The sequence below is a fragment of the Bradyrhizobium sp. 33ap4 genome (genome assembly GCF_032654765.1).
Taxonomy (GTDB): domain Bacteria; phylum Pseudomonadota; class Alphaproteobacteria; order Rhizobiales; family Xanthobacteraceae; genus Bradyrhizobium; species Bradyrhizobium australafricanum.
This window is the reverse complement of record NZ_JAUMTJ010000021.1, coordinates 1-22,427: the sequence shown is the minus strand read 5'-3', so window position 1 is coordinate 22,427 and position 22,427 is coordinate 1. Positions and strand designations below refer to the sequence as shown.

The following is a 22,427-nucleotide window of genomic DNA, read 5'->3' as shown; positions in this document are numbered from 1 at the left end:
ATTCGCACGCGCTTCAGTTAACCGCCTGCGCCTCCGGGAACTTCCATTTGCCGTTCAGGATTTCCGCCCGCGGACGGTAGAGCCGGACCGTGTAGTTCCAGCCCTTCATGGTCGGCAGGCAATTCGGGAGCTTGCCGTCGCAGCCGCCGAACTGGACCGCGACGGAGCCGTCCGGGCCCTTCGCGCCGGTGATATTGTTCAGCGTGTAGGCGTCGTAGGAATTCTTCTCGAAATATCCCTTGGCGTTGTAGACGCTGATCGACCAGAAGCCGTCGACCGGGACGTCGCGGACGGTCAGCTTGTAGACCGTCGTGCCATCATTCTTCGTAGGCGTGATGCTCAGATAGGTGGCGTCCTTGTCGGGATTGCCGCCCCAGCCGGCGGCCGTGCCGATCAGATGCCTGACAGGATCGACGTGCCCCTTGGGTCCGAAAGCATGCGCAAAGCCTCCGGTGTAATCATTGAGCGCAAGCAGCGCTTCGCGAATGGCTTTCTGGCTGGCGGGGTCCCAGTTCGGAAGTTCGAGCTTGCCGGTGCCTTTCTGGCTAACCTTGATCGCATCCTGCAGCGCGTGGACCTGTTCGAGATCCTTCGGATCGTTTGGATTGACGAGCGTCCGAATTCCGACCACCGCGTAGCGCGTGCCGACGTTGTCGCGCGTCAGCGTGCGCTTGCCGGCACCGTAATAGACCGCGGGCACATAATGATCCTCGCTGATCACCTGCAGTGCCATATAGCGCTTGCCAGGGTCCGGCATCGTGATCGTCACCGGCCCGGCGTCGAGGTCGAACACCCCTGATGTATAGAGCGTATCGCGGTTGAGCCGGATGACGGTCTGGTTGTCGATGCTGGCCGGCTCGCGGCGATGGTTGAGCATTCCGAGGCCGACCCCCTTGGCGAGATTGCCCAGATAGAGGTCGGACTCGGCACGGGCAAAATTGTCCACCGTGACGGGCACCGGCGATTGCGCGAGCGATGCACTTTGGCCCACGAGGCAAAGGACACCACCAAAGAGGAAGTTCCGCAGCATCATTTCGTGCTCCCGGTGGTGACGGTCTTCACCTCTGTGAAGTCGCCCGGCTTCCAGCTCTTGTCGAAGGCCGCTGCTTCCGGCCCATAGATGCGAATATAGGCAAACCAACCCTTGCCGGGCTGTGTCTTGATCCAGTGCGCCTCGTGGCCCGTGGGCGCGTCAGGGCCGAAATAGAGCTGCGCCGGTGCGCTGCCCTTGATGTCCTTCAGTTCGAACATCGAGCGCAGCGCGCCGCGATCCTGATCGGTCTGCACCTGCGATCGCGTCGCCGTGTCATAGACGGTGACCGACCAGAACAGTTTGCCGGGCACCGGCTGCGGCATGCTCAGCGTGTAGTTCTTGCCGCCATCGAGGAAGGCGCCGTTGTTGTCACGCACACTCATCCAGTAGAGCGAACGAGCGCCCGCCGTGCGGCGGAACATCGCCGGTGAGGTGACGATCGCCTGCGCGAACCAGCGGTCGCGCGCCTCGAGATCCATGCCGGCCGGCGTCTCGAATTGCGCGCTGCCCGGCGTCAGGCCGACCCACTCCCATTTGCGATCCGGCCAGTTGATACGATCGGGCCGTGCGCTGTCGAAGGCCGACACCAGCATCTGGTCGCGCCCAGCCTTGGCCGCACGCGCGAGGATGTCGGTCATGCGCGCGTCGGGCGCGAACGGCTTGCCCTTCTCGATACCAAGTTCGGACAGCAGCCCATACATCGGCAGGAACGACGGAACGATCGGCTCCTCGTCGACGATCCGCTTGAGCACCTGCCAGAACTGACCGTTGTCCTCCCAACGCAGCGAGGAACTGTCCAGCTTCTCCTTGCTCGTATCGACGATCGCAAGATTGGCGTTGCTGCCGAGCGGATGGACCTTCAAGGCGCGCAACGCGTCCATCGCCTTATCGACGTCGCCGCCGACTGGCAGCGCCCGCACAGCGAGAAGGTTCTTATAGGTTTTCGAGCGGCCGACGTAGTAGCCCTCCGGGACCTTGCCCTTGTAGTCGGGAGGAAGCACGAGGTGCTTGCCGCCCTTGCCGGCATCGGGACCAGGCAGGCCGAGGTCCTGCACCCAGCCCTGGTTATGGTCGTTGACCAGGCCGATATAAGCGCCGGGCGGCAGCTCGATGACGTAGGGCCCCTTGGACAGGTCGAGCGTAGCAGAACCATACGGGGTATCGGAGTTCAGCGTGAAGCCGACCTGGCGCGGCCCGGTCGCGGCGATTCCCATCTTCTCGCCGTCCTTGATGCCGACCTCACGGTTGCCGTTGAAGATGCCTTCGACCGACACGGTCGGATACCAGAACCGATAGGCGGTGATCGCCCGCTGGAAGTCGGCGTCATCGCGTGCGCGCCTGGTCGTATCCGCCGTCGGATAGCCGCGCTCGAACGCGTAAGGCGCTTGGGTTTGCGCCGACGCCGGGATAACGCAAACGAGCCCAATGGCGGCGGTGGCGAGCAAGAGACGGACCTTCATCACGCAACTCCCTGTTGTACCGATAACTGATTCCCGGCGCTTCATTTCGTTGAACCGCCTGTTGTGGTGGCGATCCGCTCGACGTCGGGCAGCTTCCACACCTTGTCGAAAAACTCCTTCTTTGGCGCGTAGAAGCGCGCCATCAGCTCGAACTTGCGCGCGGGGTCGGTCGGCAGCCAGTTCGTCTCCTGCCCGGCCGGAGCCGCCGGCCCGATATAGATGTCGACTGAGCCATCCGGGTTCTTCTTCAGGTCGGGGATTTGCGAGGACCGGCTGGCCCGAGCGACGTTCTTGATCAACGCATGGGTCGCGCGATCGTAGGCGGTCACCGACCAGTATTGTTCGACCGGAACATTGGCCGGGACGTTGAGGCGGTATGTCTTGCTGCCGTCGAAGGCATCGCCCGCCTTGTCGCGGATCGAGATCGCATAGAACTGACCGGCGCCCAGGCGCTTGATGCCGATATAGGCGTAGCTGTAGGCGAGAGCGCGGCTGTCGGTCGGGTACGCGTTCGGATCGGCGAACCCGTCGGAGTAGGCCTTGACGACGTCCGGCGGCGCCGGGAATGTCCAGCGGCTGGTCTCGGAGAAAAACGGCGGCAGGCCGGCGTCGTATTTCGCCGCCAGCCAGGCACCCGCCTCCTTCGCCGCCGACGCAAGCACCGTCTTCATCGCCTCGGACGGAGCGAACGGCCTTCCCTTCTCGATGCCGATCGACTTGAGGCTATCGATCATCACCCGATCCCGGTCGATCCACGGCTCGTCCTGTACGATCCGGTTCAGATGCTCGAAGAAAGCCGCATCGTAGCGAATGGTGGAATCGAAATCGGTGTCCTTCACGTCGCTGAACACCGTCGCCGGCGGGCTGGCCGCCTGCGCCAGGGAATAGACCTTCATGCGCTTGCCGTAGGCGATCGCGGCCTGGACGTCGGCATCGCCGTGGCTCTTGAGGTTGGAGCGCAGAAGCATGTAGCCGCCGAACGTGTCGGACTGCAGCGCGATGTAGCCGTCGGGCTTCGGGCCGTTGTAACCCGGCGGCAGAATCAGGAACTTGCCGCCGGCACCCTTGTCGACGCCGAGCAGGCCCGCATCCTCGAGCGGCATCTGCCAGACCGTGACGATATTGCCGTTGAATGATCCGTTCGCATCGCCAGGCGGGAGATCGAGCACGATCGGACCATTCCGCGTGTCGAAGAACGTCATAAAGTACAGCGCGTCCGGATTCGGCGTCAGCGTCTGGTTGTGCCAATCAAGCGGACGCCCCCAATAGATCACCTGCCCCACCTTGCCCGGCGTCCTAGTCAGCATCTCCTGCCGCATCAGATCGGTGTTGACCGCGGGAATGCCCCAGATCACGGCCTCGACAGCACGGCGTTCGATCAGGCGGCGATTCAGATCATCGCTGGACGGCGTTTGGGCATACGCCGATGCAGTCGACATCATCAGCGCAAGTCCTGCGGCGATCAATGGCTTCATGACAATCTCCATCACTCAAAACGGATTCACATAATTGACGATCGCGAGCTGCCGCAGGATCACGCGGCGCACGACATGGGTCGGCTTCAGATGGTCGGTGTAGATCGCCGCCGTTCCGGTCGAGCCGGCCGGCAGGCGGTTGGCGAACGCGGCATCGTCGAGCCTGACCCGCACGACGAAGGGCACCGCCTCGATCGCCTTCGGCGCAACGGCCGTGCCCGAGGTCGTGACCTGGCCGGTCGCGATCGCCTGCAGCACGCTTTCGACCTTCCCTGAGTAGATCTGCCCGGGCGCGAACTTGAAGGTCACCTCGACCTCCTGCCCGGGCGCAACGTAGCGCGCGTCGATCTGGTTGATCTCGACACCGATGATGGTGTTCGAGGTATCGATGAACGCCATCACCGGCGACAGCGGCAGGTTCGACACCCGCGCGCCCTTGCGCAGCGCGAGGTTGGTGACATAGCCGTCGGCCGGCGCCCGCACCAGTGTCTTGTCGCTGTTCCACTGTGCGGCCTCGAGCTGGCCGCTGAGCTGGTCGACCTCGGACTGCCGCTGCTCGACGTCGAAGCCGCGCCCGGCGTCGCGTTCGTAAAGCGTCGTCATCTGCGCAAGCCGCGTCTTCGACAGCTTGAGCTGCGCCGTGATCGCCTTGACCTGCGCGTCATAGGGCGTCGGATCGATCTTGAACAGAACGTCGCCGGCCTTCAGCGGCACGTTGGCGACGACGGGCACCTCGGTCACCTCGCCCGCGACGTCCGGCACGATCGACACCGCGTTGCGCACGACCAGCGCCGAGCCCTGCGGCGCGCCCCAGCCCATCGGCACCAGCAGGCCGAACAGCAGCAGAACCAGCACGATGAAGGGAGACGCCTTCCAGAACAGGTTGAAGCGCACGATCTTGAAATGCACCAAGAGGAACAGCAGCACCAGATAGACGTTGAAGATCGCGACACCCATCACGCATCTCCCGCCCGGCGCGGCGCCGGCACATCGACATAGGCCCAGATGAACGCGATCGGCCACAGCGCAAAGCCGCAGATCAAGGTGATCCAGCCGGCGACCATCACGGCCTGCGCATAGGGGTGATTGCGCGATTTCGCGATGTGCCCGGGCAGCCAGCCGGCGATGCAGAACACGCCGATCGCGCTCGCGACTAGGATGACGAGCACGATCCAGGCGAAGATGTCGTAGCCGCTCATGGCTTCGCCTCCGTCGCGGCGCCGGCCGCGGTCAGGGGCGGAAAGACCTCCTTCCAGTCCTGCTTCATGTCGACCACGGTCCAGCCACCCGCGCTGGCGGCATCCAGCGCCTTGTCGAGCTTGCCGATCCTGGATTGCCGGTCGTAGGCATATTCACGAACCGCATCCGTGTGGTGCACGATGCCGGCGAAGCGCGCGCCCGACCCCGCCACGGTCCATTGCAGCATTTGCAGGTCGCCATCCGAGTTGCCGAACGCAAAGATCGGGCGGCGGCCGATGAACCGGTTGATGCCGACCGGCTTGCCCGGGCCGTCATCGATGAACTCGACCTTGGCTTCTTTCATCAGCACGGGCTTGCCGTCGGCGCCGATCTGGAATTTCACCACGCCGGACGAGCCGACCACCTGCTCCGGCGGGATGCCGTAGACCCGCTCCATCCACGGCCGCATGAATTCGACGCCGCCGCCGGATACGACAAAGGTCTTGAAGCCGTTGGCCCTGAGATAGGCCAGTAGCTCCAGCATCGGCTGGTAGACCAGGCTGTCATACGGCCGGTTGAAGCGCGGATGCCTGGCGGTCGCGAGCCAATCGCGCACCAGATTTGCGAACGCATCGGTGGTCATGCCGGCATGCGTCGCCATCACGATCTGCAAGAGGCCCTTCTCGCCGCTCGCGGCCAGCGCCTTGGTGTCCTTCTCGATAAGCGCCTTGAAGGGTTGCCGCGTCTTCCAGTCCGGATGCTCCGGCGCCATTGCCTTGACGCGGTCGAACGCGAAGGCGAGCTGGAAGTAGAACGGCTGCTCGGTCCACAGCGTGCCGTCATTGTCGAACGTCGCGATCCGCTCGGCCGGCGGAACGAAGTCGCGCCCGCCCTGTGTCGTGACGCGCGCGACGAAATCGACGATCGCCGATTTCGCCGCGCCGTCTTTCCAGGACGGTAAGGGATCGACCTGGCTCAGCGCGCACGCCGGCGCCAGCGCGCTGAGCGGCAGGGCGATCAACGCGATCAGCAGCAATCTCTTCGAGACGGCAAAGGCACCAACATCGCGGCTCATCTCGCAGGCCTCCTCTGCCGGTTGAGCGACAGCACACGATCGTCAACCGGATTGAGTTGTCCCGGCGCCCTGTGCCTTGCGGCGCGCGCCGTCTCGTGTCGTATGCTGCGCCGGGCACCGCCGATGTGGCGCAGCAGCCGGTGCGGTGACCAGCGCGCCGCGCCGGCAGACGGCGCGAACAGCTCGCGCTCGACCGCGCCGATCTCGTCATCGAGCGCGGCATCATGGGCGACGGCCTTGAACGCCTCGACCGTATGCTGCGGCGCGACCGGCTCGAACCGCTGCAGCCAGTCGAGCAGCGCGAAGTAGACCGCCTTGGCATCGCCACGGCGCGCGGCGCGCCGCAGCTCGCTGAAGGCGAACGCTTCCGAGCGGAGATAGGCCTCGCGACGCCGGCGAAGACGCGCCGCGATCGCCCGCACCATCCGCGGCATCAGCCAGCCGAGCCCGGCAAGCGCCAGGAGCACGAGCGCGATCGACAGCCAGTGGTCGGCGACGACATCGCGCAGCGCGCCCCATGACCGGCGCGGGCCGGAGGTGCCGACGGAGGACGCAGCGCCGGCTGCGGGGTTCGCCTCCACGTGCAGCGTTACCGGGTCGAGATGTGCCACATCGATGCTTTGCGCGCCGGTGTTCCACCAACGCAGGTCGATCGGCGGCAGCACATAGTCGCCGGCCTTCTCGAGCATGTAGACGCCGCTGTCGGTGCGCGCCGAGGACAGCACATCGGTGCGCCCGTCGGTCTTGTCCTGGAGCGACGGCTGCGCAGGATAGAGCTTGAGCCCGTCGAACGTGGTGAACTTCACCGGCGGCAGCAGCATCGCGGGAATGCCTTCGGCCTTGACGGTGACGGTCCGCGTCACGGCGTCCCCGGTCTTGAGCTGATCCGACGAACGGTTGACGGTCTGCTCGATCGACAGATTGCGCGCGGCCAGGAACGGCTGCAGGGCGGAGGCCGCGTCCGGGATGAAGGCCTCAAATGCGATCGGCGGCAGCGCGAGCGTGGCCTCGCGCGTCGCCGGCGGCTCGGCGGCGTATTTGATGGTGATCGCCTGGCCGGCGATCGCGTAGCTGCCCGGCTCCTGCGGATGGATGGCGAATTCGAACCGGACGCCGGCATAGGTGAGGTCGTCCCGCTGCTCGTTTTCATTGATGCTCCGCAACTGACGGGTCACGGCATTGCGGACCTGGAAGTCGGGCAGCTCGGGTGGCGCCGTCATGTAGTTCGGCGCCAGCACGTCGATCCGCAGCGTGGCCGCCTGCCCCACCACGACGCGCGGCGGATCGATCGTCACCCGCAAGATCGGCTCCGGCGCGGTTTGCTGGGCGAGCGCCGCGCAGGGTATGAGCAGTCCGATCATCAGGGCTACGGCGGCGAGCGGGTGCCTCATGGCTTCGTCCCCGCCGGCCGCGTCGCGTCCTGGATCGCAAATTTCAGCTTGAGGAAGTCAGCCGGCGTGGTCTGGACCTGACGCATCCAGGCTTCGGCGGCGCCGGCCGTGGTGAGATCCGTCGGCTTCACCTCGATCCGCTTGCCGCCCTTCTGGGTCGGGTCGACCCGCATCTCGTCGGCCTTCTCGTCCGGCGGCGCGCTGTCGTCCTGCTCCTGCTTCTTCCGCTTCTCCTCTTTCGCCTTCAGCGCCGCCACCACGATGGCACGGTTGGTCTTCGCGGCGACATGGCCGGGCGCGATCTTCAGAACCTCGTCATAGGCGGCGATCGCCTTCTCATAGGCGTGGTTCTGCGCCTGGGCGTTAGCCAGCGCAAAGCGTCCCTCGAGCGTCTCGACATGCGCGAATTCCTGCGCAGCCGTCAGGAAGTCGAACGCACGATAGGCGGCGATGCCGCGCCACATCGGATCGGAGAAGCGCTTGGCCGCGGTCGCATAGTCACCGCGATCGAACGCGATGCGTCCTTGCTGATCCGGCGTCAGCCACAGATCGGCAAAACGGCGCGGCTCCTCCGCCCTCGCGGATGACACGTGCGACAGACAGACGAAGGCGACAACCCAGGCCACCGTGGTGCCGCGCCGGAACCAGAGCAGGCTGAGCAGTGCAATCGGCAGCAGCAGCCAAAAGCCCTCATCGCGCCATTGCGTACCGAACGCGTCACCCTGCGCGGCCTGATAGCGGGTTTCGATCCGGCGCTCGAGCGCCGCGATGTCGGCGTCGTCGATGCTGACCTGGACGACGTCCGAACCGAGCGCGAACCTTTCGCCCTTGTTCGGCGTGACGCTCAGCTTGACCAGGCCGTTCCGTCCGGCGGCCTGGCGAACCGCTCCCTCCTCGTCGCCACCGTCGTCGGCGACAAGCAGGATCGTGCCGGGAACGGTTTCGGTCGCGAGCGCTTCTGCGGCGAGCGCCACCGCCGCGACGGCGTTCTTCCCGGGCGACGGCATTAGGCCCGGGGCAAGCGCGGCGAGAAAGGGTTCGATGACGGCGCGATCGTCGGTCAGCGGCATCACCAGATGCGCGGTGCCCGCATAGGCGATCAGCCCCGTGCGCGCGCCGGCGCGCGCCGCAAGCAGATCCCTGATCTTCTGCTTGGCGCGTTCGAGCCGCGTCGGCGCGACGTCGCTCTGCTCCATCGTTGCATCGAGCGACAGCGCGATCATCAGCGGCGCCTTGTCCTCGACGAAGGGCGGCAGCTCACGCCGCCAGGTCGGGCCGGACAACGCGACGATGCCGAGCGACAGCGCGGCGGCGACCAGATAAAGCGGGCTGACGCCGCGTCCCGTCCCCGGTTGCACGATGAGATGGTTGAGCAGATGCGGCGCGATCACCCCGCCCCATTGCGCTAGCGGGCTCTGCCGCCACCGCACCCATGCGAAGACGGCAGCGACGGGAATCAGCGCGAGCAGCCACAGCGGCCGCAGCAGATGGAAGGGAATCGCGGCCGCGTCATGCATGGCCGGGTGCTCCCCTTCGTCCCAGCCCGCTTTCCAGCGAAAGGCCGAGCCACAGCAGCAGCGACAGCACCACGGCGGCGCCGAGCGGCCACTGGAACAGCGGCTGCTTCGGCCGCCATGACAGCGTATCGAGCTTGGCCGGCGCGAGACGGTCGATGTCCGCGTAGATCGCCTGCAACTGCGCACCGTCCTCGGCACGGTAGAAATGGCCGCCGGTCGTGGCGGCGACCGACCGCAGGACGCCGAGATCGACGCGGTTCTCGCCGGTCGCGGCCGGATCGCCGACGCCGATCGTGTCGATCACGAGGCCGTTCTGGTGCGCGATGTCGGCGGCATGCTCCGGAGGGACGCGGCTCGCCGTATCGTTGCCATCGGTGAGCAGGACGAGAAGCTTTTGTCGCGCCTTGCTTGTCTCGAAGGTCTTGATCGCAAGCCCGATGGTGTCGCCGATCGCAGTCTGCTGTCCGGCCATGCCGACCTCGATCTGCGCCAACAGCGCGGTCGCGGTCTGCAGATCCTGCGTGAACGGTACTTGCACATAGGGCCTGGTGCCGAACAGCACCAGCGCGACGCGGTCGCCGTGCCGATGCGCGATGAAATCCGCGACCACGCGCTTGACGCCGTCGAGCCGCGTCAAGGTCGCGCCATCGCTGCCGCGGAAGTCGCGCTGGTCCATCGAGCCGGAGATATCGATCGCGAGCATCAGATCGCGCGCCGAAACCTCGCGCGTGACGGGATCACCGACCCATTGCGGCCGCGCCAGCGCCGCGACGACGAGCGCCCAGATCAATGCGGCCGTCACCATCTGGATGCGCCGCCGCTGCAGCACGACGGCGCCGCGCTGCGGGGTCTGTCCGGTTGCCGCCGCAAGGCGGTCGAAGAACGGCACCATCACGGACGCCTGCCGCGCGCGATACGGCGGCAGCAGCCACCACACCAGGATCGGCAGCGGCAGGAGCGCGAGCATCCAGGGCCATGCGAACTCAAACATGGTGCCCCCTGATCCAGCGCCGCACCAGATCCTGCAGCGCCATTAGATCGGCGGCATCCGCCGTCGTCCGCCTGTACGGCGCGGTCGCGAGCTGCCGTCCCGCGCCTTGCGAGAATTCGTTCCCGCCATAGCTACGGTCGAGGAACGCAAGCCAGCCCGCGCCGGCAAGTGGCGCGACGGTTTCGCGCGGAAAGGCATCGAGCGCGGTCTGCCGCACCAGCAGCGCAAGACTCGCGGCCATTCCCTCCGGGACGCCGCCTTGTGTCTGCAGCAGCCGGTCAAGCTCCGCGAGCGCCGCGCGCCGATAGCGGTTGGCGCGGAAACGCCGCAGCAGGCGCCACGTCGCAACAACAACGCCTGCGGCAACCAGCACGATCACGATCCGCGACGCCCATGTCGCCGGAAGCAGGCTCACCGACGGGGGCAGCGGGATATCGATCAGGCCCGCGACGGGATCCACAATGACGGGTTGGGGATCAGCCAAGAGCCGCCTCCGCTCGGGCGTGACCGCCACCGCGTCCGTGCCGGGCCGGCAGCCCGCCCAGGAGACGCCGGATTTGCGGCGCCGTTTCCTCGGCTGTGCTCAGCGGCAGCACCGGAATGCCAAGCTCGCGCGTCCACGCGAATACGCCGCGCAGCCGCTCCTGCGACGCCTGCGCGATACTCTTGCGGACGCTCTCGCGGCCGACTTCGAGCTGAATCTGCAGCTCGCCATCGGTGACGGTCATCCGGCTCGAGGCAGGCAAATCGCTTTGCAAGGGATCGTGGACCAGCACCGCGACCACGTTGTTATGCCGGGCGATCGCCCCGATCATCCGGCGCGTCGCGGAATCGGCGCCATCGAAATCGCTGATCAGGATCACCGTGGCGTCGTGCATCGTCCGCCGCTCGGCATGCTCGAGCGCCCGGTTGAGCATACCTGACGCCGGGACGATGCCGCGGCCGACGCCGAGCGCCTGATTCTGCGCGACGATGGTGGACAATATCTGCAACACCGTCGCCCGACTGCGCCGCGCCGCCAGTTCGACGACATCGCTGTCATTGAACACGATCGCGCCGATCCGGTCGCCGACGCCGAGCACACGCCAGGCGCCGATCGCGGCGGTCTCGGCCGCGGTGACCGACTTCATGGCGCGCCGGCTGCCGAAGAACATCGACAGCCGCTGATCGACCACGAGCAGGGCCTGACGGTCGCGCTCCTCGTTGAAGACGCGCACATGCGGCTTCTGCAGCCGCGCCGTGACCTTCCAGTCGATCTCGCGGACATCGTCACCCGGGCGATAGTCCCTGATCTCCTCGAAGTTCAGCCCGCGGCCGCGCATGCGCGAGGCGAACCGGCCCGACAGCAGACTATGCACCGGCTGGCGCGGCAGGAACGAAACCCTGCGATCCCTGAATTCGAGCGCAATCAGGTCGTCGAGACTGACGTAGACACCGGGCGTTCTGGCTGATGTCTCCGTCATCATGGCCCTCACGCTGCAGCGACAAGCTCGGTGATTTTGTCGATCACCTGGTCGGGGCTGATGCCCTGCGATACGGCCTCGTAGCTCAGGATCAGCCGGTGCCGCAGGCAGTCGTGGATGACGGCGCGGATGTGGTCGGGCGTGACGAAATCCTGCCCGTCGAGCCATGCGCGCGCCCGCGCGCAGCGGTCGATGGCAAGGCTGCCGCGCGGGCTGGCGCCGATCTGGATCCATTTACTCAGGGGTTCGCCGTAGCGGCCGGGAAACCGCGTCGCATAGATCAGGTCGACGATATATTTCTGTGCGAGGTCGGAGACGAAAATGCCATCGAGCTCGCCGCGCGCATCGAGGATCGCCTGCTGCGGCACCGGCGGCGGCTCGGCAGCTCCGGCTTCCGGTTTCCGCGCATTCTCGGCGCGATTGAGCTTGATGATCTCGCCTTCGGTCGCCTCGTCGGGATAGGTGATCACGACATGCATCAGGAAGCGGTCGAGCTGCGCCTCGGGAAGCGGATAGGTGCCCTCCTGCTCGATCGGATTCTCGGTGGCGAGCACCATGAACAGGTCTGGCATCTTGTAGGTCTTGCCGGCAACGGTGACCTGACGTTCTTCCATCGCTTCCAGCAGCGCCGACTGCACCTTGGCCGGCGCGCGGTTGATCTCGTCCGCGAGCACGAGGTTGGCGAAGATCGGCCCCTTCTGGAACTGGAACTGGCCGCCCTTCTCGGTCTGCAGGTAGATCTCCGCGCCGGTCACGTCCGACGGCAGCAGATCCGGCGTGAACTGCACGCGCGACAGGTCCGCGGCAAGATTCTTCGCCAGCGTCTTCACCGCCCGCGTCTTTGCTAGTCCCGGCAGGCTTTCGATCAGAAGGTTGCCGTTGGCCAGCAACCCGATCAGCATGCTCTCGACCAGATGATCCTGCCCGAGCACCGACTTGCCGATGCGCGCCTTGAGATCGAGCACGGCCTCGCGCGCCGCGGAGTCCTTGGCAGTTCGCCGCGCCGGGGCGGCCGCTAACTGTGTTGCGGCGTGATCTGACATTGCACTACGGCTCCTTGGACCCCGTAAACCACCTGTAATAGGGGTTCCGTCTCGCCGCTTGGCTGAGGCTCGCCATCTCGCGCGCGTAAGCCTGCCGGTTGCCCGCATAGGCGCTGAGGCCGGCACGATAGAACGCATCAAGGTCTCGCCTTTCGCTCAGCAGCGAGGCGGTGAATTGCTCGTCCGCTCCCTTGAGCGGCGGTTCGCTACGGTACTGCCAGATGTGCGAAATCGTCCGGCTGAACTCGTCCGGACGAACCCATGTCGCGTATTCGATCCGCGGCCTGTCGTCCGTCACCGCCGGCGCGTCCGCCGCGTAGCGCACGAGCCCGTCGCGGTCGGTGATCCAGGTTGCGATCAGCGCCGCGACCGAGTTGACGCCGACCGCGGAAAGCGCCGCAGACGTCTCGGGCTGATTGAATCTCGCGCTGATGCGCTCCGCATCCAACTGAATCGGACGACGCGACCCGACAAGCAACATTTCATGCAGCTCCGATGTCCACAGAGACGCGTACGGAAACACATCGATGAAGCTGCGAACCAGTGCGCGCGTGTCCTCGTCGTTCTGCGTTGGCAGCGGCAACCACTGCGCGACAATCCCGTCGTCGTTCAGTCGCGACGAAGCCAGACGATAAAAATCGCGAGAATAGAGATTGACGACGCCCACCGCCGATGGCGGCGGCGGCTCCAGCGTGATCAGGTCGTAGGTCTGGCTCTCGCGCTGCAGGAGGCGACGGCCGTCGCCCAAGCGCTTCTCCAATCCCGGGTCGGACGCGGCGTTGAAGGTGCCGTCGAATATCGGAGCCGCACGAAGGACCGCCGGGAGCAGCTCACCCACCACCCTCCTGTCGAGAGCAGGGAATTGCGAGAGAGCGCCGGCCGTGATGCCCGTGCCGTAGCCGATCACCAGGGCTGATTTCGGCTCGCCATTGTGAATGATGAGAGGCAGGAGCGCTTGCAGCCGCATGTAGCGCAGCGACGGCATGGCGTCGCCGGAATTGGATACGCCCTGGATATAGAGCCGGCGGAAGCGGCCGGTGTTGACCACCGCAACCGTCCCACCCGGGCTCTCTTCATAGAACATGATTTTTCCCGACCGCGCTGCCGGAAGCAATTGGGCAAATCGGTCGGACGGCGTGGCGACCGCAGCGACGATGCAGGCCGCGCCGACCGCGACTGCCAGTCCAACACCGGTGCGGCTCGAACGACCGCCCCAGCAGGCAATGACACCCAGCAGGCCGGCGCCGATTGCGAGCAATGCAAGGGTGTGGACAAGCCCGAGCCAGGGCAGAAGCACGAAGCCGGTGAGAAGCGCGCCGCCTACACCGCCCAGGGTATTGACCGCCACGACGGCGCCAACGTCCTGCCCGATGTGCGCATCCCGCACCACCAGACGCAGCGCCACCGGAAAGGCCGCCCCGAGCAGCAAGGTCGGCACGAATACGATGCAGAACGCTGCCACCGCGAAGCGGGCGCACATGCCGGCGAACTGGTTTTCGGTAAGGCGGAGCACGAACGCCTCGGTCGCCGTCTGCGCGACCACGAGCCAATGGCCCAGTGCCGCGATCTCGATCAAGGCCAGGAACCCGGCGGCCGCGATCAGAAGGCCAAAGACACTCCAGGGATCGCGGATCCGGTCGATCACGCGCGCAACGATCGCGGCACCCGCCGCAAGTCCCGCGAGGTACGTCGCAAGCACCACGGAAAACGCGAAACTGCGCGTACTCATGAACTGAACGATGGACTGGGACCAGATGACCTCATAGCCGAGGGCAATTGCGCCGGCGGCGGCGTAGAGGGCGACGGCCAATCCGACCCGACGCGGTTGATGCGCCGCCGCGCGGCCGGCAGGCTTGATCCTCGCCGACGCCAGGGGAATCCGGCCGAGCACCGTTGCCCCCGCCGCCGCGAGGACATTGAGGGTCGCCGCCGCGATCGAGGTCCCTTGCACCCCGAACAGCGGAATGAGGACAAACATCGGCAGCAGAGCGCCAAGAATCGCGCCGGCGGTGTTGGCGGCGTATAGCCGGCCACCGACGCGGCCGGCATCGCCGGAATTCTGCAGCACCGCGCGCACAAGGACCGGCAGCGTTCCACCCATCAGAAGCGGGGCGATGCCGACCAGAACGAACACCATGGCCCATGCGAGCAGGCCGCTCGCGCTCTCGATCGCCACGAAGACCGGCGCGATATTCGCCAGGATCAATGTGGTGGCGACGCCGGTTATGCCGATGCCGATCTCGATCGCGATGTAGAGTTTCGCCGGCTGGCTGGCGCGGTCAGCCCTTCCACCAAAGATCAGGCCGCCCAACGCCAGGCCGGTAAAGAAGGCGCTCACGGCGGTCGTGATGGCGTAGACATCAGCGCCGACCACGAGCGAGAGCTGCTTGATCCAGATCACCTGGTAGATCAGGCCGGCGGCACCCGAGACGAACGCCAGCGCCGCTGCGACGAGCCTCCGGCTCGCGCCGGCGTCCAGATTCTTTCGGTGTGCTCGGGTCGCGGTCGATGCAGACCCTATGCTCGATCGAGCATCCATCCGCTTGTCCCCTTGGATACAGTGCGAGACAGGCCGATACCACTGGCCTGTCTCGCAGGGCCTCGCGACTATTCGAGACCACGCTTCTTGAACGATTCATCGACCTTCTTGTCGACCGCACGACGAATCTGGTCGATGCTGAAGCTCGCAATCCGCTGGCTTGGCGGATATTCAACAAGGGTCTGCAGGAACGCTGCCGCCTTGATTTGTGCCTGAGCGATCATGTACGCGTTCTCTACCCGCCATTGATCGTACATGCTGCCCGATATCTCCGCGTGCTCGTACGGATCCATGCGCAGATTGAATATCTTTGGCACGCGCAAAGGCGTGAACGGGTGGGCCCAGACGTCGAACTGGCCGGGCTGATCCTGCCGTTCAAAGGTATGTTTCCAATCGCCGTTTCGCATCGCAACGAGATCACCGTCGTCGTTGAAGTAGTAGAACTCGTTGCGTGCGCTCTTGTCGGCCTTGCCCGTGATGTAGTCGAGCTGGTTGAACCCGTCGAGGTGATTGCGGAAGGTGGTCGAGCCGCCTTGCGGCTGCCAGCCGGTGAGCAGGCGATCCTTCACCCCGGGATCGCCGGCGGCGGCAAGGAGCGTCGGGAACCAGTCGAGACCTGACACGATTCCGTTGGCAACCTCGCCTGCCTTGACGTGGCCGGGCCAACGGATCATCGCCGGCACACGGAACGCGCCTTCCCAATTGGTGTCCTTCTCCGACCGGAAGGGCGTCGTCGCTGCATCCGGCCAGGTGAACGCGTTCGGGCCGTTGTCCGTGCTGAAGACGACGATCGTGTTGTCTGCGATCTTCAGGTCATCGAGCGTCTTGAGCAGCTTTCCGACGTTCATGTCCATCTCGACCATGCCGTCAGCGTATTCATTGCCCGGCATGCCGCTTTGCCCGCGCATCGAAGCACGAACGTGGGTAAAGATGTGCATGCGAGTGAAGTTCATCCAGGTAAAGAACGGCCTGTTGGCCTTTGCCTGTCGCGTGACGAAATCGATCGCAGCACCTGTAGTCTCGTCATCGACTGTCTCCATCCGCTTCCTGGTAAGCGGGCCGGTATCCTCGATCTTGCCGTCGGCGGAAGCTTTGAGGACGCCACGCGGCGAATAGGCTTTGACGAAAGCTGCGTCGTCCTTCGGCCAGTATGGCCGCTCGGGCTCTTCTTCGGCGTTAAGATGATAAAGATTGCCGAAAAACTCATCGAAGCCGTGATTAGTCGGCAGGTATTCATCACGATCGCCGAGATGGTTCTTGCCGAACTGACCTGTGGCGTAGCCGAGAGGCTTCAGGGCCTGCGCGATAGTTATGTCGCCCTTCTGCAAGCCGACCGGTGCTCCCGGAATACCGACCTTGCAGAGGCCGGTCCGCAGGCAGACCTGTCCGGTGATGAAGGTGGAGCGGCCGGCGGTGCAGCTATTCTCGGCATAATAGTCGGTGAAGATCATGCCTTCATTGGCAATGCGGTCAATGTTCGGTGTTTTGTAACCGACCAGCCCGCGGGTATAGGCGCTGATGTTGGACTGGCCGACATCGTCGCCGAAGATCACGAGAATATTCGGCTTGGCCGCGTTCGGCTGCTGCGCTGACGCGGGAGACCCGGCAAATGGCGCCAGGCTTGTCGCGACCAACGCCGCCGCGAACAAGCCACGAAGCAGCCCTCCGCGACTACCGGACTGCCTGGCAACGATATTGCTCTCATCGCTCATTCTTACGCTCCTTGCTTGTCGAAAGGTTTTTGCGACGGTTGAGAATCGGGTCGGCGCACCACGCAGCGAAAGCCGACATGGCTGGTCGACGTATCGACCGGTTCGGCATGCCGTGCGGCGGGGCGATAGCGGCGGCAATAGTTCGGGGCACAGAGATGCGAGCCGCCCTTCAGCACCTTCCGCGGAATCTTGATCGCGGGCTGGGCGGGGTCGTAGCTCGCCTCCTCGCGACCGCCGCGCGGATTCTGCGGGATGCAGCAGGGCTTCGCGGCGTCGGCCTCATGACGGGCGGACCACCAGTCGGCGGTCCACTCCCAGACATTGCCGATCATGTCGTGGACGCCGTAGCCATTGGGCGGAAACGCGGTCACCGGCGAGGTCCGGTCGAAGCCGTCCTCGCAGAGGTTCTGAATCGGGAAATTGCCCTGCCAGGTATTGGCCATGTGCTTGCCGCCGGGCGTCAAGGCGTTGCCCCAGGCGAACTCCTCGGCCTCGAGCCCGCCGCGCGCCGCGAACTCCCACTCGGCTTCGGTCGGAAGCTCCTTGCCGGCCCATTTGGCGTAGGCGAGCGCATCGGCATAGGCGACGTGGACCACCGGATGGCTGCCGAGCACGTTGATGTTGCTGCGCGGGCCGTAGGGGCGGCGCCAGTTCGCGCCCTTCATCAAGGTCCACCATTGGCTCCAGTCGCGCAGGGTGGTGACGCGGCGCGGCGGCTGAAACACCAGCGAGCCGGCGTAGAGCATATGCGGCAGCGCACCCGGATATTGCGCAGGATCCGGCGGTCGCTCGGCGACCGTGATGTGCCCGGTCTCCCGCACGAATTCGCGGAATTGAGCGTTGGTCACCGGGGTGCGGTCGATCCAGAAGCCGTCGACCGAGGCGCGATGCGCCGGCGCCTCCTCGGGATAGTGATGGTCGGAGCCCATGCGGAACGTGCCGCCGGGAATCCAGACCATGTCGTCGGTCTGGACGGGGTCGTCACGCTCTCGTTCAGTGGAGGCGATCTCTACCCGGGACATGGCGATGCACCTCTTTGGGCATTACCGCGAGCAGTAGTCCCAGAAGCCCTGTGTTCGAGACGGGTCGGTGTAGTACCAGCACATGCCCGCTGCCGGTGCCGGTCCCGCCCAGGCGGCTGCGCTCGCCGCGCTGACGAACCCGATCGCTGCGCCGGCCGCGACCGCGCCCCCGACCGGCCAGCCGTACCAGCCGGGCCGCGCCCAACCTACCGGCCGCGGTCCGACCCAGCGCGTGCGGCCGCCGTGCCAGCCGGGGCGAACGCCCGGCCCCACCACCGTCCGGCTCCGGTAAGCTACCGCACCGCCGCGCGGTCCGACGGCAACGCCGCCCCGGCGCGCGACAGCGCGCACCTGCACAACGTTGCCGCTGCCTTCCTGCTGTGTGATGATCGGCAGTGAAGCGGAAGAGCCGATGCTGACCGCCGACGCGGGGCCTGCTTGCGCGACGATCGCGGCTGCTCCGACGAGCGCCAAACGGAAAATCCTGTTGAAGATCGTAGCCTTACGATCTCGGTGACCGAACGTCGTGCATGATTGCGTCGTGCCTGAGTGCATTGTCGCGCCCTTCCATTTTTCTGTGCTGCACTTTTCGGCAGCGTTGATCCGTCAGGTCTTCTTCCCTTTCTCCTCCGTTGCCAATCCATGTGCACACTTGCATGCACAGTGCTCTTCATCGTGCCTCGTTCCACTGGACGTTGTCACGAGCGAATTCTGCTGTCAGTTCAAACGATAGCGAAACGCACTATACAAGTGATGTGCACTTTGTGCCAATCTCAACCCCGAGGCGTGCAGGCTTAACGAAAGATGCTCCAATTCGATCAATCCGATCCGGTCGGCCTTATTGCTTTCTCGGAAAAACAAGCGAAAATCCGCACGTTTGCAAATCCGCATCACGATCTCGCCATGCGAATCAAACCAATTTAGGCACATTGTCGCGGGGCACACTTTTTGTACCGACTTGCACCGACTTCAAGCATTTGGTTTTAGTAGATTAATCGCGCTGCAGTTGTGAACGTGGATATGGGCCAACACCTGACGGTTAGCACCGGCGAGCTTGACGGCTTCGAGGGTCTTTACGATGCCGTCAAAGGCTCGCATGTCGATGTCATGCAGCTTGAGCGCGGCAAGTTGCGCGGCACATTGTCTCACGTCGGGATCGGTGATTTTTCGCTCAGCATCGGCGCATTCAATGTCGGGGTCCGCACCCAGCGCATCTCGACCGATCCCAAGCTGATCATCGGGATGCTGCTGAACGCGACCGACCGTGTCACGCATTGGGCGTTCGACATGCAGCCGGCCGATGTGCTGGTGATTCCGCCGTCGGTCGAGCATGACGGGGTCTTTCACAGCGCTTCGTCCTACGCGGCCATCCGCTTCGACCTCGCCGATCTGCCCGACATATTCGGCGGCGAGCCGCGGCTCGCCGACGCCGAAACCTGGCAGGCGAAGAACCACTTTCGCGCCGACCCCACGATCGGCATGGGCGCGGCGGACAAACTGCCACGGATCGTCGCGCACCTTGCGCGCTATCCGGACGCCTTGACGGACGCGTCGGCCGCCTTCTGGAAGCGCGCGATCATCGACTGCGTGACCGCGACCGTCGTGACCTCGCTGCCGCCCGACGGAACGAGCTATCTGCCGTCGGCGATGCGCCTGGTGCGCCATGTCGAGGACTATCTGCACGCCGCGGGCACGCGCCCGGTCCATGTCTCGGAAATCTGCACCGAGCTTCGGCTGTCGCGACGCAGCCTGCACCGCGCCTTCCACGAGGTGTTCGGGGTCGGCCCGGTAACATTCCTGCGCTACAAGCGGCTCTGCATGATCCGTTCGATCTTGCGCGAAAGCACCCCGGACCAGACCACCGTCTCCAAGGTTGCGATCGAACAGGGCTTCATCGAGCTCGGGCGCTTCTCGCAATATTACCGCACGATGTTCGGGGAATATCCGTCGCAGACGCTTGGCTACGCCGGGTAGAGCGTTTTCGAGCGAAGTGGATACCGGTTCGCGTGAAGAAAACGCGTCAAAATGAGAATCTAGAGCCCCGTTCCGATTCAATCGGAACGGAAAGGGCTCTAGCGCGATCCAGCCGCTGCGCGCGCAAGCTCATTTCGATCGCCCCGGATCGCCATTGCCCGACAGCACCTGCGCGGCGCCGCCGATGCCGCGGCGGAAGGCTTCATCGAAGGTGACGCCGCGAAACTGCCATTTGTAATCCTTGTCGTGCCAGGCCATCCGCCATTGCGTGGCCCAGCCGAGATCCTTGTCGTCCCAGACCAGCCGACCGAGCAGGGTGGCCTCGCCGCCTTGCGGCGCGACGATCGAACTCAGCTTCGCCGGCGGCGTCTTCAACAGTTCGGCAGCGGTGAGGTTGGCGCTCGTCAATGCCGCTGTATCGGGCAGCACGAAGCGCATGCCGCGTTTTCCGGCCGCAGCCGCAAGCGCGTCGCGTTGCAGGTCGGACTGCGTCCCGTCGGATGTGACGACGTAGTCCTTCGGGCCGTGCTGCATCTCGGCGAAGACGCCGAGCACCGGTCGCTGCGACCGCCACGGCTTGAGACCGAGCCTGGCGAGAATGCCGTCGATCTTCTTCTCGTCGAAATTCACCGTCAGGTCGTAGGGCCGGTCGCGGGTGCCCTGCTCGTCATGATGCGGCTTGCCGGCATATTGATCGTGATAGTCGAAACTGCTGACGACCGCCTTGGCCTTCGATTTGTACGCGGCAAGCCGGTGGTCGCCTGCCAGCATTGGCTGACCGGAAACCTTGATCAGGACGTCCTCCAGACACGCCCCGAAGCCTACGATGCGGTTCGGCTCGCCCTGGCCGGTGACGACGGTTTGCGCGCGGTAGAGGCTGTCGTCTGCTGCGGCCATCGCACCACCGCAAGCGATCCATGCAGCGGCAAGCAGCACGCGAACCGCGCCGCGTGCGAGCATGCCGATCAGATCTCGCTTCGTCTCAAGCAAGGCAGCCATGGTCACCCTCCGCTCGGTCACTTCATTGACGGCTCAGATTGGCGGTATTTCCCGGTCGCGCGCCAGCGCGTTCGGGCATGAGCGCCATTCCATCAACCCCACTGCGCGCTATGGCCACGCGCGGCAGGCATGACATATGCTCGGAGCATGCGCGGCAGCGCCGCGAGCGCTGCCCAACACAAGAGCACCGAGCAGGAGACGTTCCGTGAGATGCTATGAGTTGCAAGGCCCCGGCGGCGTCGACGCGCTGGCGCTGGTCGACAAGCCGGTTCCGCAAGCCGGACCCGGCGAAGTCCTGGTGCGGCTGAAGGCGGCGACGCTGAACTATCGCGACCTGCTCACGGTCAAGGGCGGTTACGGCTCGCGCCAGAAATTTCCGCTGGTGCCGGTCTCCGACGGCGCCGGCGTGGTCGAGGCGGTCGGCGCCGGCGTCAAGAGCTTCGCACCCGGCGATCGCGTGATCGGCAGCTTCTTCGAAAGCTGGCTCGCCGGCGAGCCAAGCGAGGCGCGGATGCGCGCGGCGCTCGGCGGCAGCGTCGACGGCGTGCTGACCGAGTACCGGGTCTTCCCCGCGCATGCGCTGGTGCGCACGCCGGATCATCTGAACGACATCGAGGCCGCGGCACTGCCATGCGCCGGCCTCACGGCGTGGAGCGCGGTGGTCAAGCTCGGCGACCTCAAGCCGGGGCAGACGGTGCTGACCCAGGGCACCGGCGGCGTCTCGCTGTTCGCGCTGCAATTCGCCAAGATGTGCGGCGCCCGCGTCATCGCGACATCCTCCAGCGACGCCAAAATCGCGCGGCTGAAGCAGCTCGGCGCCGATGTCACGCTCAACTACAAGTCCACGCCCGATTGGGGCAAGAAGGCGCGCGAGCTCACCGGACGCGGTGTCGATCTCGTCGTCGAGGTCGGCGGCGTCGGCACGCTGAACGAGTCGATCCGCGCCACCAGGATCGGCGGCACCATTGCCTTCATCGGCGTGCTCGCGGGTCCCGCCTCCTCCGACACGCGGCTGCCGCTGATGGTGATGCAGCAGCAGCGGTTGCAAGGCGTCACCGTCGGCTCGATCGAGGATCTGCAGGCGCTGTGCGACGGCATCAGCCTGCACGGCGTCAAGCCTGTCATTGACAAGGTGTTCGCGTTCGACCAGGCCAAGGCAGCGTTCGCCCACATGGCGAGCGGCGCGCATTTCGGCAAGATCGCGATTGCGATCGGCTAGCACGCGCACGATCAAGGCCTGGAGCATCCTGAGATTGCGCCGAACAGCGACGGCGCTGCGCTCCCTCGCCCCGTTCTTACGGGGAGAGGGTTGGGGTGAGGGGCTGCCTCCGCATATGTCTGGTGATAGCTGTATTCGCGGAGACTCCCCCTCACCCGGAACGCATCGAACGATGCGTTCCGACCTCTCCCCGCACGCGTCGCACGCGGGGCGAGGTGAAGCGGAGCCGCCGCTCGATTTAGGTAAGCTCATCCCGCTCTAGTCTTACTGTGTCATAAGTGGATCGGCGGGTCGCGCCCTTTGATGAGCCGGATGCAGCAAGGACACCTTTGCAT

General features: G+C 65.3%; 19 protein-coding genes. 2 read left to right on the top strand and 17 right to left on the bottom strand.

Annotation, left to right across the window (positions count from 1 at the left end; all coding sequences use genetic code 11):
* Positions 1-13 precede the first annotated feature (13 nt).
* The 16 genes from Q2M23_RS17775 to Q2M23_RS17700 all read right to left on the bottom strand — a co-directional run bounded on the left by Q2M23_RS17775 (position 14) and on the right by Q2M23_RS17700 (position 18,374).
* Entirely contained in the window at positions 14-1,033 is a 1,020-nt protein-coding gene (locus Q2M23_RS17775) for a DUF1254 domain-containing protein (protein ID WP_316396291.1), read from the bottom strand.
* Positions 1,030-2,493 (bottom strand): DUF1254 domain-containing protein, encoded by a 1,464-nt coding sequence (locus Q2M23_RS17770; RefSeq protein WP_316396290.1) that lies wholly within the window; start codon positions 2,491-2,493, stop codon positions 1,030-1,032. The genes Q2M23_RS17775 and Q2M23_RS17770 overlap by 4 nt, the downstream gene beginning before the upstream one ends.
* A 41-nt stretch (positions 2,494-2,534) precedes the next feature.
* A complete protein-coding gene (locus Q2M23_RS17765) occupies positions 2,535-3,968 on the bottom strand; it encodes a DUF1254 domain-containing protein (protein ID WP_316396289.1) in 1,434 nt (477 codons plus the stop codon).
* Positions 3,969-3,983: 15 nt separating this feature from the next.
* The gene (locus tag Q2M23_RS17760; RefSeq protein WP_316396288.1) at positions 3,984-4,925 is read right to left on the bottom strand and encodes an HlyD family secretion protein; all 942 of its coding nucleotides are present in this window, start codon (positions 4,923-4,925) and stop codon (positions 3,984-3,986) included.
* On the bottom strand, positions 4,925-5,167 hold the full coding sequence (locus tag Q2M23_RS17755) for a DUF3302 domain-containing protein (RefSeq protein WP_057021056.1): 243 nt from the start codon (positions 5,165-5,167) through the stop codon (positions 4,925-4,927). The genes Q2M23_RS17760 and Q2M23_RS17755 overlap by 1 nt, the downstream gene beginning before the upstream one ends.
* On the bottom strand, positions 5,164-6,222 hold the full coding sequence (locus tag Q2M23_RS17750) for an HAD family hydrolase (protein ID WP_316396287.1): 1,059 nt from the start codon (positions 6,220-6,222) through the stop codon (positions 5,164-5,166). The genes Q2M23_RS17755 and Q2M23_RS17750 overlap by 4 nt, the downstream gene beginning before the upstream one ends.
* The gene (locus tag Q2M23_RS17745; RefSeq protein WP_316396286.1) at positions 6,219-7,613 is read right to left on the bottom strand and encodes a hypothetical protein; all 1,395 of its coding nucleotides are present in this window, start codon (positions 7,611-7,613) and stop codon (positions 6,219-6,221) included. Before Q2M23_RS17745 ends, Q2M23_RS17750 begins: the two co-directional genes overlap by 4 nt.
* Positions 7,610-9,130 carry a VWA domain-containing protein gene (locus tag Q2M23_RS17740; RefSeq protein ID WP_253638953.1) on the bottom strand — a complete coding sequence of 507 codons (1,521 nt, stop codon included), beginning with the start codon at positions 9,128-9,130 and terminating at the stop codon, positions 7,610-7,612. Before Q2M23_RS17740 ends, Q2M23_RS17745 begins: the two co-directional genes overlap by 4 nt.
* Positions 9,123-10,121, bottom strand: coding sequence for a VWA domain-containing protein (locus Q2M23_RS17735; protein WP_316396285.1), 999 nt, complete (start codon positions 10,119-10,121; stop codon positions 9,123-9,125). The genes Q2M23_RS17740 and Q2M23_RS17735 overlap by 8 nt, the downstream gene beginning before the upstream one ends.
* Positions 10,114-10,605 (bottom strand): DUF4381 domain-containing protein, encoded by a 492-nt coding sequence (locus tag Q2M23_RS17730; RefSeq protein WP_253638951.1) that lies wholly within the window; start codon positions 10,603-10,605, stop codon positions 10,114-10,116. The genes Q2M23_RS17735 and Q2M23_RS17730 overlap by 8 nt, the downstream gene beginning before the upstream one ends.
* Positions 10,598-11,584, bottom strand: a complete 987-nt coding sequence (locus Q2M23_RS17725; protein ID WP_310881887.1) for a DUF58 domain-containing protein — start codon at positions 11,582-11,584, stop codon at positions 10,598-10,600. The genes Q2M23_RS17730 and Q2M23_RS17725 overlap by 8 nt, the downstream gene beginning before the upstream one ends.
* Positions 11,585-11,592: 8 nt before the next feature.
* Positions 11,593-12,627: an AAA family ATPase gene (locus tag Q2M23_RS17720; protein ID WP_245311888.1), complete on the bottom strand. Its 1,035-nt coding sequence runs from the start codon at positions 12,625-12,627 to the stop codon at positions 11,593-11,595.
* 4 nt (positions 12,628-12,631) lie between these two features.
* Positions 12,632-15,166: a fused MFS/spermidine synthase gene (locus Q2M23_RS17715; protein ID WP_316396284.1), complete on the bottom strand. Its 2,535-nt coding sequence runs from the start codon at positions 15,164-15,166 to the stop codon at positions 12,632-12,634.
* 68 nt (positions 15,167-15,234) lie between these two features.
* A complete protein-coding gene (locus Q2M23_RS17710; protein WP_141339640.1) occupies positions 15,235-16,878 on the bottom strand; it encodes an arylsulfatase in 1,644 nt (547 codons plus the stop codon).
* 2 nt (positions 16,879-16,880) lie between these two features.
* Positions 16,881-17,900, bottom strand: coding sequence for a formylglycine-generating enzyme family protein (locus tag Q2M23_RS17705; RefSeq protein WP_316396283.1), 1,020 nt, complete (start codon positions 17,898-17,900; stop codon positions 16,881-16,883).
* A gap of 21 nt (positions 17,901-17,921) precedes the next feature.
* Positions 17,922-18,374 carry a hypothetical protein gene (locus Q2M23_RS17700; RefSeq protein WP_316396282.1) on the bottom strand — a complete coding sequence of 151 codons (453 nt, stop codon included), beginning with the start codon at positions 18,372-18,374 and terminating at the stop codon, positions 17,922-17,924.
* A 546-nt stretch (positions 18,375-18,920) separates the two neighbouring features.
* Between Q2M23_RS17700 and Q2M23_RS17695 the strand changes: the two genes are divergently transcribed.
* Positions 18,921-19,874 (top strand): AraC family transcriptional regulator, encoded by a 954-nt coding sequence (locus tag Q2M23_RS17695; protein WP_253638946.1) that lies wholly within the window; start codon positions 18,921-18,923, stop codon positions 19,872-19,874.
* Between the two features lie 129 nt (positions 19,875-20,003).
* Here Q2M23_RS17695 and Q2M23_RS17690 read toward each other — a convergent pair whose 3' ends face one another.
* Entirely contained in the window at positions 20,004-20,873 is an 870-nt protein-coding gene (locus Q2M23_RS17690) for a DUF2066 domain-containing protein (RefSeq protein WP_316396281.1), read from the bottom strand.
* A gap of 205 nt (positions 20,874-21,078) precedes the next feature.
* Here Q2M23_RS17690 and Q2M23_RS17685 point away from each other — a divergent pair, with 205 nt between their 5' ends.
* Positions 21,079-22,092, top strand: a complete 1,014-nt coding sequence (locus tag Q2M23_RS17685; RefSeq protein WP_316396280.1) for an NAD(P)-dependent alcohol dehydrogenase — start codon at positions 21,079-21,081, stop codon at positions 22,090-22,092.
* Positions 22,093-22,427 lie beyond the last annotated feature (335 nt).

Coding starts and splice junctions, on each gene's coding strand:
- Q2M23_RS17775 (WP_316396291.1), bottom strand. CDS start 1,033: ATGATGCTGCGGAACTTCCTCTTTGGTGGTGTCCTTTGCCTCGTGGGC.
- Q2M23_RS17770 (WP_316396290.1), bottom strand. CDS start 2,493: ATGAAGGTCCGTCTCTTGCTCGCCACCGCCGCCATTGGGCTCGTTTGC.
- Q2M23_RS17765 (WP_316396289.1), bottom strand. CDS start 3,968: ATGAAGCCATTGATCGCCGCAGGACTTGCGCTGATGATGTCGACTGCA.
- Q2M23_RS17760 (WP_316396288.1), bottom strand. CDS start 4,925: ATGGGTGTCGCGATCTTCAACGTCTATCTGGTGCTGCTGTTCCTCTTG.
- Q2M23_RS17755 (WP_057021056.1), bottom strand. CDS start 5,167: ATGAGCGGCTACGACATCTTCGCCTGGATCGTGCTCGTCATCCTAGTC.
- Q2M23_RS17750 (WP_316396287.1), bottom strand. CDS start 6,222: ATGAGCCGCGATGTTGGTGCCTTTGCCGTCTCGAAGAGATTGCTGCTG.
- Q2M23_RS17745 (WP_316396286.1), bottom strand. CDS start 7,613: ATGAGGCACCCGCTCGCCGCCGTAGCCCTGATGATCGGACTGCTCATA.
- Q2M23_RS17740 (WP_253638953.1), bottom strand. CDS start 9,130: ATGCATGACGCGGCCGCGATTCCCTTCCATCTGCTGCGGCCGCTGTGG.
- Q2M23_RS17735 (WP_316396285.1), bottom strand. CDS start 10,121: ATGTTTGAGTTCGCATGGCCCTGGATGCTCGCGCTCCTGCCGCTGCCG.
- Q2M23_RS17725 (WP_310881887.1), bottom strand. CDS start 11,584: ATGACGGAGACATCAGCCAGAACGCCCGGTGTCTACGTCAGTCTCGAC.
- Q2M23_RS17720 (WP_245311888.1), bottom strand. CDS start 12,627: ATGTCAGATCACGCCGCAACACAGTTAGCGGCCGCCCCGGCGCGGCGA.
- Q2M23_RS17715 (WP_316396284.1), bottom strand. CDS start 15,166: ATGGATGCTCGATCGAGCATAGGGTCTGCATCGACCGCGACCCGAGCA.
- Q2M23_RS17710 (WP_141339640.1), bottom strand. CDS start 16,878: ATGAGCGATGAGAGCAATATCGTTGCCAGGCAGTCCGGTAGTCGCGGA.
- Q2M23_RS17705 (WP_316396283.1), bottom strand. CDS start 17,900: ATGTCCCGGGTAGAGATCGCCTCCACTGAACGAGAGCGTGACGACCCC.
- Q2M23_RS17695 (WP_253638946.1), top strand. CDS start 18,921: ATGGGCCAACACCTGACGGTTAGCACCGGCGAGCTTGACGGCTTCGAG.
- Q2M23_RS17690 (WP_316396281.1), bottom strand. CDS start 20,873: ATGGCTGCCTTGCTTGAGACGAAGCGAGATCTGATCGGCATGCTCGCA.